This window comes from Paenibacillus sp. MMO-177 (assembly GCF_037147795.1).
Lineage (GTDB): Bacteria > Bacillota > Bacilli > Paenibacillales > Paenibacillaceae > Pristimantibacillus.
In genome coordinates this window covers 1,016,797-1,029,447 of the sequence record NZ_JBBCUR010000001.1, presented here as the reverse complement: position 1 = coordinate 1,029,447, position 12,651 = coordinate 1,016,797, and the positions used below count along the sequence as shown (strand labels likewise).

Genomic DNA, 12,651 nt, shown 5'->3' with positions numbered 1-12,651 from the left:
GATTCCGCAATTGAACTAGCACGCTGCTTTTAAGCCTAAGCAATTGCTTAAGAAGTATGAATTGTATTACTGGCAAAAGCCTGGCCGTCGAGTGTTATTCATTTTAGGAGGTGGAAGAGACAATGATCGTGAATGAGGCAAAAGTCGAAGTCATGCCGATCCCGAAAAAAAAGAGCCAGACTTGGTCTAGAGTTTGGTATTTCAGGCATGCGTACTTGTTTATGCTTCCGGCTGTTATTTGGTATTTGGTGTTCAGCTATTATCCGATGTATGGCGTTTTGATCGCATTTAAAGATTTCAAGTACAACCTCGGAATAATGGGAAGTCCATGGGAGGGACTGCGGTTTTTCAAGCAGTTCTTGAACGATTCCAACTTTTATTCCGTCCTCAAAAATACGCTGTCGATCAGCGGCCTTAAGCTGTTGTTCGGATTTCCGGCGCCGCTTGTTCTCGCTTTAATGCTTAATGCCGTGATGCGCAGCAAAATAAAGCGGATTTTTCAAACGATTTCTTACCTGCCGCATTTTGTATCCTGGGTCGTTGTCGTGACGCTGATGCAAAAGATTCTTTCTCCCAACGTTGGTCTTGTGAATGACATCCGCGAAAAAATGGGACTCGACTCGATCTTTTTTATGGGAATGCCGTCCTTATTTTATCCTCTGGTTATCACTTCCGACATCTGGAAAGGCATTGGCTGGGGATCCATCATTTATTTGGCCGCACTGACCAACATTGATCCGCACTTGTATGAAGCTGCGGAGATGGACGGGGCGGGCCGCTGGAGCAAGCTGTTTAAAATCACGCTTCCAACCTTGGTGCCTACGATCGGCATTCTGCTGATCTTCTCCTTAAGCGGCATTCTGAATGCCGGGTTTGACCAAATATGGCTAATGCAGACGCCTGCTACGTTAAGCGTCTCTGAGATATTGGACACCTACGTGCTCAAGACGGGTATCCAGCAAGGGCAATTCGCTTATTCCACGGCGATCGGCTTATTCAAATCGGCCATCTCGCTGATCCTCATTATTACGGTTAACAAGATAGCCAAGAAGGTAAGCGACGTGTCTTTATGGTGAGGAAAGTCAGAACGGCCATTTGGGTGATAATTCATTTCAGGAGGTGCGGGAATGGGCACGAGAAGAATGTCGGCAGCCGATAAAATATATTCGACCTTGAATTATACCGTGCTGCTCCTATTTTGCCTGACGGCACTCTACCCCTTTATTTATTTTTTGGCGCTTTCGTTTAATGACGGCTATGACGCCATGAAAGGCGGCATTTACTTTTACCCCCGCGTATTTACGCTTGAGAACTATTCCAAGGCATTTAATAATCCGCAGGTCTTGAACGCCTTTTGGATTTCCATTTCACGGACGGTAATCGTTACCCTGTGTTCCGTCATGCTGACCTCCTTGCTCGCTTACGGCCTTTCGCGGAAAGGTCTGCCGGGAAGGAAATACATCGTCTTTTTCTTCTTCTTTACGACCTTGTTCAGCGGCGGATTGATTCCGACTTTCATCTTGTACCGGCAAATTCATATTATCGATACGTATTGGGTGCTGGTGCTGCCCGTGCTGTACGACTTTTTTAACGCGATTGTGATGAAAACGTTCTTTGACGGGATCCCTCCCAGCTTGTCGGAGTCGGCCCGAATCGACGGGGCAAGCGAGCTGCAGGTGTTTGCTCGTATCATTCTCCCGCTATCCATGCCGGTACTCGCAACCATAGCTTTGTTTGTAGGGGTTGGCGTATGGAACGACTGGTTTACCGGGCAGTTCTTCATCTCGAAAGAAAACCTTCAGCCTGCGGCGACGTTCCTGAACAAAATGATCAGCGAAGCGTCCTTCCAGACCATGACGGGTTCAAGCGGCGGTTCGACTATCCAAAACATGAGCCAATCCCAAATGGAGCTGCGGGGCGTAACGCCAGAAGCGCTTCGAATGACGTTTGTCATTATCATTACCACTCCGATCCTCTGCGTGTATCCGTTCCTTCAAAGGTTCTTCGTAAAGGGCGTGCTGGTAGGTTCGCTCAAAGAGTAGTCGCGAGGGGTATAAGAGGCATTGCCTTTTATATATACAATTAATAAATGAGAGGGGCTTGTCAAATGCGTAAAACCAGATTAAAAGGTTCTCTTGGCCTGGCTGCCGCGATCCCGCTGCTAGCATTGTCGATGACGGCGTGCAGCGATAATGGGGGGAACAACGAACCAAACGCGACTGCAGGGAACGCAACGAACACGGGGCAAAAAGAAGCGGATGCACCCAAACAGGTCACGTTAACGTTCCTGAGCGCATGGAATGGCGGCGGAGCGGGCTTCCCGCAAGACCAGGTGAACAATCCGGTAGCCAAAGCGATAAGAGAGAAGACTGGCGTCACGCTCAAGATGGAATCGATCACGACAAGCGAAGTCGAGAAGCTGAATACGATGTTCGCTTCCGGAACGGTTCCGGATATCGTAAACGCTCCGTACTGGTCGACAACCGGCGGTGAAGGTCAAGTTATCAAGAAAGCCGCTCTGGAAGGTCAGCTTCTTGACTTAACGCCTTATCTCGATAAATATCCGAATATTAAGAGACTGATTACGACTGGCATAGCCAAGGACTTTGCCGAGTTTGACATGAATAGCCCTGATCTCAAAGGCAAGCAATATATCATTCCGACGGAAACGCCGGACGGTTCGATCGAAAGCATTCATAACTGGAATTACGGCCTTTATGCCCGCGGCGATATTTTGAAGGCGCTGAATGTCAATGCGGCGGATATTGATACGCAGGAAAAGCTGTACGACTTGCTGGAAAAGATCAAAAACGGCAATTTCAAAGATATTAGCGGCAAGCCGGTTATCCCTGCCGGAACGCTGCACAACGGTTGGGATTCCAGTCAATTCACGAAGGGCTGGACGGGTTACAATATTTCGGACTTCCGTGAGGAAGACGGCAAGCTGACCTTCTGGGCTTTATCCAAAGACGAAGAAGACAAAATGCTGTATTTGCGCAAGTTGATCAAAGACGGACTATTCGATCCTGAAGCATTCAGCAACACCGACACGACGGCGATGGAGAAGCTGACCACCGGCAAGCTGGCCGTATTCGGAGCCCAACCAATGCTCGGGGATTTGTCAAAAACGCTGTATAAAACCAATCCGGAAATGCAATACGAGCTGCTTGGTCCTATGAAGAATAAGAACGGTGAAATCGCAACGCAGGTTGAGAAGCCGGGACGTTCCGGATTCCCTGCCATCTTCTTGAGCGCGAAGATCAAAGACCCGGATGCGGCACTGCGTTATATTGATTTCGTAAACAGCGACGAAGGGCGTCTGCTCGCTTACTGGGGCATTGAGGGCAAGGATTATACGATGGTGGACGGAAGACCGCAATGGATTCCGGATGTGAAAAAGCAATTTGACGAGAATCCGGACTTGAAACGCGATGAAGGACTTAACTTCTTGCCGGGAAGATTTACCGGCGCCTTCTCCGATACGGTGACATGGCCGAAAACGGATGATCAAAAAACGCAATGGGATAAGCTGGAGGAAAGCTTCTCGGCGAAAATGCCGATTAAAATTATTGATAAAGTAAGCGCCTCTTATCTTGAAAGAGAATGGCCGAAATATCAGCAATATCGCGACAAGATAGGCGGCTTTGATTTTAACGCGGAATTGCAGAAAGCCTACTTCGCGAAATCGGATGAAGAAGCTTTGAAAATCCTTCATAACGCCCAAGAGAAGTTCAAGGATGCCGGCGCCCTGGAGATGACGGAGTTTGTCGCTCAGAAAGCCGCAGAACGGAATGACATTGGTTTCTAAGATAAACTAGGACTATAATAAATAAACCGCCCGAGAGCTCTCGGGCGGTTTATCGTGTTTATTGTTTAATTAGCATGAAACATGCGCATCGTCACCGTCGCCGCGTAACGCGGCCGGAGCCCATCCGGATCTTCGGCGCCGATTTCTTCGGCTTGGTGAAGACCGAGCTCTTCTTCGAAGAGCTTGATGACGAGCCGCCGGTAATGACCTTGCCGGTCTTGCCGGTGGAACCGCTGCTGCCGGAGCCGACCGCCGTGGAGTCGGCATTCTTCGAACGCTTGAAGATGGTCCCAGTACGGTTCACCGTCATCGGCGGTGCTTTCTTCAGATCCTGGTCGGTTGGCTTGTGGTAAGTGGTCTGCGGTTTATAGACATCCTTCTGGGAGTAACCGCGGTAATTGCCGTGACCGTACTTGCCGTTATCGAACAGATCGTTCAGCACGCTGGCGAGCAGGTAGCCCTGCAGGAAGCTGCTGCTATAGTTGTTGCGGACATATTCCTTGGAGTCGATCTCGATTAGGGAGTCCGACGGATTATCGGGAGCCTGCTGGATCTGGACGACCTCATCGCTATAGACAAGGAACATCCTCTCGGTGCTTTCCGCAGACTGCTGCTCCGGCTTCTTTTTATCGACGAGCTGCTTGGCGACCTCCGGAACGGTCTGGTCCGCAGCCCGGTAGACGTAAGACGTCTGGCTGCCCGAACCGTTCACCGATTCAAGCGGATACTGCTCCTTTACGGTATCGGAGATGGCGCAGGCAGCAAGCATGGGAACGATGAGGCTGAGTAATAGAATAATTTTGATGCTATGAAGCCACCACTTCTTCATCCGTGCTCCTCCTAAAAGAATTGCGAAGCAATTCTTACTTCGAAAGCTTAATCTTAAAGAATAGCTTCGCCTTATGCGCCCCGGATCACGCGGACATCCGCGGGCAGCACCGATTCGCCTACGTACAGCATGAATCGTCCGTCGAGCCATTCCACGCGGAGCAGCTTCATATCGTCGGACTGATACTGCCATACGTATTGCTCGCCGCCTTGCATAAACGGCGTTTTGCCGTTGGCCGCGATCATACCCGAGAAGTTTTCTTCCATGTGATAAGCCCGGTCATCCAGCTCAAGAGTAGTTGGTACTTCGTCAAAGGTATCGAGTCTTCCGTCGATTTGCTCATACAGCGCGAAAACCGTTCTTTCGCGTTCCTCAATGGACAGATAACGGATGTCGCTTCCGTCCTGCAGCGTCAGCACAACCGCGTTGCGGCTGCGGTTCCGGCTGCTGCCGGTTACTTGATACGTGACCAGGGAGACTTCGCATACATCGCCGGGAGCAAGAGACAGAATGCTTTTCTCCGCTTTGACCGGCTCAGGCTTTGCCATAATATTTTTAATCCGTTTAAAAATGCTCATCTAGGTTTACTCCTTCGTACGATCGTTCTGTTAGACCGAAGCAATAATCAGCGCACCCGCAATGTGAAGGGACCCGGCGATTAACGCGTAGCCTACCTTGCCCTCGTGAATACCTTTGTCCAGCTGAATGCCGGCAATGGCACCGAATATAATCCGGAAAATCGCTTCAACAATCAGCAGGGTGATAAACGATGCAAGCGAGATCACAAGAGCTTCCCACATGTAAGTTGCCTGTCCGATCGACGAAGCAAGGATGTATGCCTGTGCGCCCAGCTTCATGACGAAGCGGACCGCTACAGCAATATTACCATCTTTCATTTCCTTAAAATCATGGTATTTCGTGGACAATGAGTCTAAATACATGAGGATAAAAAGCAGCAGCGCCCCAGCGCCTGTCCACACCGGAATTTGCAGCAAATCCGTCCAAGTCATGACAATTCTTCCCCCAATAAAGTAATAGAACCGCAAAATCCGCCGGCGCTGCCGTTAAGCTATGGCGCCGGCGGACATGTTTGCGTCAGTCCATTTTATTCCATGCGTGCAGGAGCTATTCCTTCTTTTCGTACTGTTTCATCAGAGCGGCAAGCTCGTCTTCAACCGCTTTGTCCTTGCCAAGAGCCGCGAACTCGTCGTCAAGCGATTTGCCTTTGGACTGGGCAAGTTCGTTCGATGCTTCGGCGCGCGCTTCGGCTTGAAGCATTTTTTCTTCCATGCGTTTCAGGCCTGCGGAAGCGGAATCGGAGCTGAAGCCCGCGAGCGATTTGTTGATGTGCTCTTGCGCTTTGGCCGCTTGGTAGCGGGCAACCAGCGTCTCGCGTTTGTTTTTCATTTCGGTCAGCTGTTTGCGCATTTCGTCGAGCTTCGCGCGGAGGTTATCGGCCATCGCTTTGTTGTTGTCAAAGCTTGTTTTGTATTCGGCGGCTTTCGCTTCAGCCGATTTCTTCTCTTCCAGCGCCCGGCGGGCAAGGTCGATGTTTTGAGCTTGAGCCGCGATATGCGCTTGCTCGCCGCGTTTTTCCACCAGTTGAGCTTGTTCTTCATACAGCTGCTTGAATTTTTTCTCGAGGGCGATTTGGGCGGCTACCGCTTTTTCGGCATCCTCAAGATCTTCTTGCATGTCACGGATATATTGGTCAGTCAGCTTGATCGGATCTTCCGCTTTCTCAATCAGAGCGTACACATTCGATAAAGTAAGGTCACGAAGTCGTTTGAAAATAGACATTTTAAACATCCTCCCGGAATTTTCATTTTTCAATATGGGGTCTTATAACACCTACATACGATTATACGCTCGAATAGGTTTCATTTCGATAGCTCGGGAAAAAGTGGTGCCCCGGTTTCATTGAATAAAATTTGAAATCTTTGGTAAAATGGATAGGCAATCTAGCCGTTTTACCTCAAGGAGATGAGAAGGAATGAGTCATGAAATTATCCGCCAATTCGAATATCATGCATGGGCCAACAATCGGCTGTTCGAGCATTTGAGGCAGCTTCCCGAAGGAGCGTATGCGGCAGAGGTGCAAAGCGTGTTCCCGTCCGTAGCCGCAGTGCTGGAGCATCTGTATGTACGAGATGAGCTGTGGCTTGCCGTCCTGTTGGGGGAGGAGACCGATCTAATTGGCCTGGTTAACCGCAAGGCGGAGGAAGTAAAGGGGATGACGGCGGCATCGCTGGAAGAACGCTACAACCGGATCGCGGACCGTTTCCGTACCTATATGGCCGGTGTAGAAGATCTGGACAAGCTGACGACCATTACGCATCCGAGATTCGGGTCCATGACGGCACCTCTATCCGGTATTATTCAGCATGTTGTGAACCACGGGACGTATCATCGGGGCAATGTGGCGGCTATACTAAGACAACAGGGCCATCCGGGCGTTGCAACGGATTATATATTTTTCCTGTACGGCCAATATAATTAATCCACAGGCTTATCCACATTATCAACATGAATAATCCCCAATAACATCGAGACTTTACACAAAGTTAATAACATATCCACAGCAGAGGATGTCCACATAAAGTCCTAGTCCGTAAGTCAGGTTGTACATGCAAAAATGTAGAGATTTGTCGGAGGTTCCCACTTGAAAAGATGGATTCGTTTGGAGTGGCTGATCGTTCTAATTGCAGCCGCTATATTATTGCCTCTGTTATTCTTCAGCCCCGTCGGTGTTGCGAATAACGGAGATTTTTACCGGATGATGCTTGCGGGCGGAATCGATTTCGCCGATCCTGGGGAATCTTACCGGGACAAGTATTTCGGATATTTTCATAGGTTGTATCATTACGGACCGTTCTCGGCGGATAGATATATTTCCTCCCAGATCATCCCTGTATTTATTGCCGGAATTATCGGTAGAGCGGTCAATTCGCAGACGTTTGACATTCGGATCCTAGCGCTGCTGTATTCCGTGCTGTATGTCGCGGCCTTGTATATTATCGTCAAATCCAATAAGCAACGTTCGGTTATCTTCAATACCGTACTTATCGCAAGCTTATCGCTTGTGTTTCTGGATGTCGGGTATGTGGCTTATTTCAACTCGTTCTTCGGTGAAGCGGTCACCGTGATCTTTATGCTGTTCACCTTCGGATTGGCTTTGGCTCTGCCACGCACGGACAAGCCTTCTATCTGGCTTTTAACGGCCTTTTATCTGTCCGCAGTCTGTCTTGTCGGCACCAAGCTGCAAAACGCTCCTATCGGACTTCTGCTCTTGCTGCTTGGTCTGCGTTATTGGAAATTGAGAGCGGACCGGGCATGGCGATGGACAGTCGGAATCTGGTCAGCCGTGCTGCTGCTTGCTACCGTTACGATGTATGCCGCTGCACCAAGCGGACTGAAGCATATTAACCTGTATCAAACGGTGTTCTTTGGTGTGCTTAAGGACTCGCCCGACCCCGCGGCGGATCTTAGGGAGCTTGGTTTGCCGGAGGAGTTCAAGGTGAATGCCGGTACGAATTATTTTCAGAAGGACACGGTAATCAAGCAGAATGACCCCCGCATTATTTCGGCGCTCAAGGAGATCAGCCATAAGGATGTGCTGCTGTATTATGCGAAACATCCGGATAGATTCCTGCACAAGCTGGAGCGCGCCGCGAAGAACGGAATGAGTATCCGGCCTTTGTATCTGGGCAGCTATGAGAAAGAGGCGGGCAAGCCTTACGGGGCGATCAGTTATGCCTATAGCACCTGGAGTACGTTCAAGCTGAAGGTTATGCCGAACAACTTTGGCTTTGTTGCGGCGTTTGCGGCAGCGTATCTCATCGTTCTTGCCGTGGAGTATATAAGGCGTTGGAGATCAGTACAGCAGCGGCTCTATCTGGAGGCATTGTTTATACTTGCCCTTGCCGGGATGTTTGGTTTTGCGGTACCTCTCGTTGGCGACGGGGAGGCGGATCTCGGCAAGCATTTGTTCCTGTTTAACGTCTGCTTCGATATGATGATGGTGGTCAGCGTACTGTATGTCGTGCGGATCATCGTAAAAAAAGCAGGGCTGCTGCGTGGAGCTTGACCTCCATGCGAACAGCCCTGCTTTTCTTTTGCGTCTGCTTAGCCTTGCGCGCCAGGACGGATGCGGACGACGCCAATCTCGGAAGCGTTGATGGCAAACGCGTTGCCGCCTTGGTTAATCGTTGCGTTTGCGGATTGGCCAACGCGGACGTTTGTTGTTCCCGAGCTCCATTTGACAATGTTCTTGTCAGAGGACTTCGTTCTTTTACGACCCATTTCAATCACCTCCTCGCCATTATTTGGACGAACAGCGAGGCTGATTAACGTTTGCGGTACTTTTGTTTCGCAAGCCGCTTCATAATTTGCACGTTAACGGCGTTGCTTGCGAGCACATTGCCGGCCTCGGCCTTTGCCGAGGCTTTTTGATAAATATTAATGACGATGTAGTGGTTGCGGCCGATACGGTATCGGTAGGACTTCACATTTTGATGATTCATAGGGGAAGCCTCCTCCTGATAGACTGGTATAGTCTATGATTGATAGGTAGGATCGGTCGCGGCTGAAGGTAGTAGAGATATAAATTGAGTATGGTTTACGCAGGAAAGTATCTCCTTCCGGTTGCTGTTGTTATCTTGATATTCTGATCGAATTTTCAGCGGATATATCAAGAGTAACAAAGGCAAGCGCTGACGCTCCTCCATGAGATACTATTCCTTCTCCACCTATCAATCGGGGTGTGGGCAGAAAAAGGGGCAGAACAGGTTTTGAAATCCTGTTCTACCCCTTATTTCAAAAAATAATCGATAGGATCCGAAGAGAAAATATCTCCCGGAAGAGTGTAACGCTTGCCTTTGAAATCGAGATAAAACCTTAGACAATTTATTCAAATATCTCGATTTCAACAGCAACTGGAGGGAGATGTTTACTCGGCGGGATCACCGTCGATAACAAAGCTCAGTAGGATCACTGTCGATTAAAACGCCCAGTTGCCGTTAACCAGGATTGGCTCGCGGGTGCCGTCTTCGGTGATGCCGTACAGGTTGAGCTCGGCGGAGCCAACCATGAAGTCGGTATGCGCCATGCTTTGGTTCAGCCCTCGCTCGAGCAGCTCCTCGCGCGACAGGCCGGCGCCGCCTTTGATGCAGGACGCGTATGCGCTGCCCAGAGCCAAATGGCACGAAGCATTTTCGTCGAAGATCGTTTTGTAGAACAAAATATTCGAATCCGAGATTGGCGAGGTATGCGGCACCAGGGCAACTTCGCCGAGGAATTTTGCTGCGTCATCGGTATCGAGCAGGCCTTTAATGGCTTCCTCGCCTTGCTCCGCCTTGAAATCGACAACGCGGCCGTTCTCGAAGGTAAACGAGAAGTTATCGACGATATTGCCGTTATAGCTGAGCGGTTTCGTGCTGGAGATGGTTCCGTTCACGCCGGTACGAAGCGGCGCCGAGTAGACTTCTTCGGTTGGCAGGTTTGGAACAAACCAGGTGCCTTGCTCATTTTGCTTGCTGCCGCCAAGCCAAATTTGATCTTTTGGCAATTCGAGCGTCAGATCGGTGCCAGGGGCAACATAGTGCAGATATTTATAGGCTTTATCGTTCAAATATTGCGCTTTGGATTTCAGCTGCTTAATATGCGCTTCCCAAGCGGCGATTGGATCCGGCTGGTCGGCACGTACCATTTGGAAGATCGTATCCCATAGCTTTGCGACCTGCTTTTCCTGCGGAAGATCGGGAAAGACCTTGGCTGCCCAAGCAGCGGAAGGAGCCGTTGCCAGCGACCAAGTAAATTTGAAAGCCTGGGACATTTGGCGGTATTTCTCGTTTGCCTTGCGCGACGTGCGGTCCGCGTTGCGGATTTTTTCCTGCGACACGCCGCGGAGCAGATCCGGATCGGCAGATCCGATCGTAATGGAGGCAGCGCCTTTTTCCGCCATCTCGAGCTTTTCGCCGGCGGACCATTTTGGCTCCTCCAAGAAGGATTCAAGCGGAGCAAGATCATAATGAATGCGGGATACGGCATCGTCATGCCAGAATACCTTCACTTGGTAGGCACCGGCTTCGTACGCTTTTTTCACGACGAGTCGAACGAGCTCTGGCGCGTCAATTGTCGCATTAACCATAACCGATTGCCCTTGTTGTATATTCGCTCCGATTTTTACGATGATGTCCGCATAGTTGTTTAATTTCTGCTCAAAAGTCAGCACGGGGCTTCATTCCTCTCTCGTTAACGTTATGTATAGTTTCCTGTGGACCCTATAGCTATAGTATGAACTTATTTTTGGGGAATTTCAAAATGGTAGAGGAGAGGCCGGATGGTTTGGTAACAGCCCGGGACGGCGTTATAATAGCAGGGAAGGCTTTTACTGAGAAACGGAGTGAATATGCATGGAATCCATTTGGCAACAGAGAAAAGGGCAGCTGGCTGCTTATTTGAAAGAGAACGGCATTGATATCGCCTTTATTACGTCTCCGACGAATGTATATTATTTTACGGGCTTTTCCTGCAATCCGCATGAGCGGTTCCTGGCATTGGCACTGGATGCGCGGACGGGGGAGGAGACGCTGTACATGCCGCTTCTCGACCTGTCGGCGGCGGAGCCTTTTGGCGGGCAAGGCAAGCTTGTGCCGATTTCGGATACGCAGGATGCTTACGAGGTGCTGAAGCAGCATACGGCATCGGGAGTCGCGGCAGCGGGCATTGAGAAGGAAGCGGTGTCGATCGCCAAGGCTGAGCGGATTCAAGAAGCTTTGGGCGGCACGCGTTTTATTGACCTCGAGGGCTTTATTCTGTCCCTGCGCACGAAAAAAAGCGAGGAAGAAATCAGCAAGGTGCAAACCGCCGTCCTTATGGTTGAAAAGGTTGTGGCGCACGCCGCTTCCCATGCCAAAATCGGCATGACAGAGCTTGAGCTGACGGCGGAGATTGAGTATCAGATGCGCAAGCTTGGCGCAGACCGTCCGGCCTTCGAGTCGATTGTGCTGACCGGCGCCCGTTCCGCTCTTCCGCATGGTACGCCGGGCTACGACACGATCAAGCATGGCGACTTTGTGCTGATCGATATCGGCGTTCAGGCCGACGGCTACTGCTCCGACATTACGAGAACGTTTGTGATGGGCGAGGCCTCAAAGGAGCAGCGCGCCATCTACGATACGGTGCTTGCGGCCAACATGGCGGGAATAGCGGCGGCGAGAGCGGGCGTTACGCTTGCTTCCGTGGATAAAGCGGCCCGCGACGTTATTGAGCAGAAGGGCTTTGCGCCGCTGTTCACTCATCGTCTCGGACACGGCTTTGGCATGGATGTTCATGAGCAGCCTTCCGTTTCGGGGCAGAATCAATCGGTTATCGAGCCGGGCCTGCTGTTTACGATTGAACCGGGCATTTATGATCCGGTGGTTGGCGGCGTCCGGATTGAGGATGACGTGTACATTCAAGCAGACGGTTCCGTCCGCGTGCTGACCAGCTACCCGAAAGAGCTGATTTTGCTGGGCAACTAGTAGAGCGATGTGGCGGTAGTGGGGTAGCCTTCGCGTGGCGCTAACGAAACTACAGCACCTTATTTGGCGGTTTTTGGGCCGCTGTGATTTCTAACGAAACTCAGTAACGTTATTTGGGGCGAATGAGCTACATTTGGCTTGAAAACGACCAAATAGCGATACCAGGTTTCGTTAGCTTTGGAAAACGGGCTGTTTTTTCGAGAATAACGTTACTACGTTTCGTTAGCCGGGGTGGGGTGCATTGGATTTGAGCCCGCCTGCAGCCCGCTTGCGTCTTTGCATCCTCGGCCCATGTAGCCGGCAAAAAGAAATCCCTGCGTACCCGCAGGGATTTCTTTTTGTGATATTTTACTGAGCACAACGTTGGGTGGGCCCTCGCGCGGCGCTAACGAAACTATAACACCTTATTTGGCGGTTTTTGGGCCGTTGTGATTTCTAACGAAACTCAGTAACGTTAATTGGGGCGAATGAGCTACATTTGGCTTGAAAAC

At 50.4% G+C, this 12,651-nt stretch carries 13 protein-coding genes; 6 read left to right on the top strand and 7 right to left on the bottom strand.

The window, feature by feature from the left end:
• The first annotated feature begins 122 nt into the window (after positions 1-122).
• From WFK81_RS04535 to WFK81_RS04525, 3 genes are all read left to right on the top strand, one after another.
• Positions 123-1,076, top strand: coding sequence for an ABC transporter permease (locus WFK81_RS04535; protein ID WP_336785237.1), 954 nt, complete (start codon positions 123-125; stop codon positions 1,074-1,076).
• Between the two features lie 51 nt (positions 1,077-1,127).
• Entirely contained in the window at positions 1,128-2,042 is a 915-nt protein-coding gene (locus tag WFK81_RS04530) for a carbohydrate ABC transporter permease (protein WP_336785236.1), read from the top strand.
• Positions 2,043-2,107: 65 nt separating this feature from the next.
• Positions 2,108-3,808 carry an extracellular solute-binding protein gene (locus WFK81_RS04525; RefSeq protein WP_336785235.1) on the top strand — a complete coding sequence of 567 codons (1,701 nt, stop codon included), beginning with the start codon at positions 2,108-2,110 and terminating at the stop codon, positions 3,806-3,808.
• 91 nt (positions 3,809-3,899) lie between these two features.
• Here WFK81_RS04525 and WFK81_RS04520 read toward each other — a convergent pair whose 3' ends face one another.
• From WFK81_RS04520 to WFK81_RS04505, 4 genes are all read right to left on the bottom strand, one after another.
• Positions 3,900-4,637, bottom strand: coding sequence for a DUF4247 domain-containing protein (locus WFK81_RS04520; protein WP_336785234.1), 738 nt, complete (start codon positions 4,635-4,637; stop codon positions 3,900-3,902).
• 71 nt (positions 4,638-4,708) lie between these two features.
• The gene (locus tag WFK81_RS04515) at positions 4,709-5,215 is read right to left on the bottom strand and encodes a DUF4178 domain-containing protein (protein ID WP_201008341.1); all 507 of its coding nucleotides are present in this window, start codon (positions 5,213-5,215) and stop codon (positions 4,709-4,711) included.
• A gap of 30 nt (positions 5,216-5,245) precedes the next feature.
• Positions 5,246-5,647 (bottom strand): DUF350 domain-containing protein, encoded by a 402-nt coding sequence (locus tag WFK81_RS04510; RefSeq protein WP_336785233.1) that lies wholly within the window; start codon positions 5,645-5,647, stop codon positions 5,246-5,248.
• A 115-nt stretch (positions 5,648-5,762) separates the two neighbouring features.
• Positions 5,763-6,437, bottom strand: a complete 675-nt coding sequence (locus WFK81_RS04505; protein ID WP_336785232.1) for a PspA/IM30 family protein — start codon at positions 6,435-6,437, stop codon at positions 5,763-5,765.
• Positions 6,438-6,630: 193 nt separating this feature from the next.
• On the opposite strand from WFK81_RS04505, the gene WFK81_RS04500 reads away from it, so the two are divergent.
• Entirely contained in the window at positions 6,631-7,137 is a 507-nt protein-coding gene (locus WFK81_RS04500) for a DinB family protein (protein WP_336785231.1), read from the top strand.
• A 162-nt stretch (positions 7,138-7,299) separates the two neighbouring features.
• Positions 7,300-8,724, top strand: a complete 1,425-nt coding sequence (gene wsfD, locus WFK81_RS04495; RefSeq protein ID WP_336785230.1) for a glycan biosynthesis hexose transferase WsfD — start codon at positions 7,300-7,302, stop codon at positions 8,722-8,724.
• Positions 8,725-8,762: 38 nt separating this feature from the next.
• Here the strand turns inward: wsfD and WFK81_RS04490 are convergent, their stop codons facing one another.
• From WFK81_RS04490 to WFK81_RS04480, 3 genes are all read right to left on the bottom strand, one after another.
• A complete protein-coding gene (locus WFK81_RS04490) occupies positions 8,763-8,939 on the bottom strand; it encodes a hypothetical protein (RefSeq protein ID WP_336785229.1) in 177 nt (58 codons plus the stop codon).
• 44 nt (positions 8,940-8,983) lie between these two features.
• Positions 8,984-9,160, bottom strand: a complete 177-nt coding sequence (locus tag WFK81_RS04485; protein ID WP_336785228.1) for a hypothetical protein — start codon at positions 9,158-9,160, stop codon at positions 8,984-8,986.
• 476 nt (positions 9,161-9,636) lie between these two features.
• Entirely contained in the window at positions 9,637-10,869 is a 1,233-nt protein-coding gene (locus WFK81_RS04480; protein ID WP_336785227.1) for an aminopeptidase, read from the bottom strand.
• Positions 10,870-11,050: 181 nt separating this feature from the next.
• Between WFK81_RS04480 and WFK81_RS04475 the strand changes: the two genes are divergently transcribed.
• Entirely contained in the window at positions 11,051-12,160 is a 1,110-nt protein-coding gene (locus WFK81_RS04475) for a M24 family metallopeptidase (RefSeq protein ID WP_336785226.1), read from the top strand.
• The last annotated feature ends 491 nt before the right edge of the window (positions 12,161-12,651 follow it).

Excerpts from the sequence above, each read along its gene's own strand:
- WFK81_RS04475 (WP_336785226.1), top strand. The coding sequence starts at position 11,051 with ATGGAATCCATTTGGCAACAGAGAAAAGGGCAGCTGGCTGCTTATTTG.
- WFK81_RS04530 (WP_336785236.1), top strand. The coding sequence starts at position 1,128 with ATGGGCACGAGAAGAATGTCGGCAGCCGATAAAATATATTCGACCTTG.
- WFK81_RS04500 (WP_336785231.1), top strand. The coding sequence starts at position 6,631 with ATGAGTCATGAAATTATCCGCCAATTCGAATATCATGCATGGGCCAAC.
- WFK81_RS04525 (WP_336785235.1), top strand. The coding sequence starts at position 2,108 with ATGCGTAAAACCAGATTAAAAGGTTCTCTTGGCCTGGCTGCCGCGATC.
- WFK81_RS04515 (WP_201008341.1), bottom strand. The coding sequence starts at position 5,215 with ATGAGCATTTTTAAACGGATTAAAAATATTATGGCAAAGCCTGAGCCG.
- WFK81_RS04485 (WP_336785228.1), bottom strand. The coding sequence starts at position 9,160 with ATGAATCATCAAAATGTGAAGTCCTACCGATACCGTATCGGCCGCAAC.
- WFK81_RS04510 (WP_336785233.1), bottom strand. The coding sequence starts at position 5,647 with ATGACTTGGACGGATTTGCTGCAAATTCCGGTGTGGACAGGCGCTGGG.
- WFK81_RS04505 (WP_336785232.1), bottom strand. The coding sequence starts at position 6,437 with ATGTCTATTTTCAAACGACTTCGTGACCTTACTTTATCGAATGTGTAC.
- WFK81_RS04490 (WP_336785229.1), bottom strand. The coding sequence starts at position 8,939 with ATGGGTCGTAAAAGAACGAAGTCCTCTGACAAGAACATTGTCAAATGG.
- WFK81_RS04535 (WP_336785237.1), top strand. The coding sequence starts at position 123 with ATGATCGTGAATGAGGCAAAAGTCGAAGTCATGCCGATCCCGAAAAAA.
- WFK81_RS04520 (WP_336785234.1), bottom strand. The coding sequence starts at position 4,637 with ATGAAGAAGTGGTGGCTTCATAGCATCAAAATTATTCTATTACTCAGC.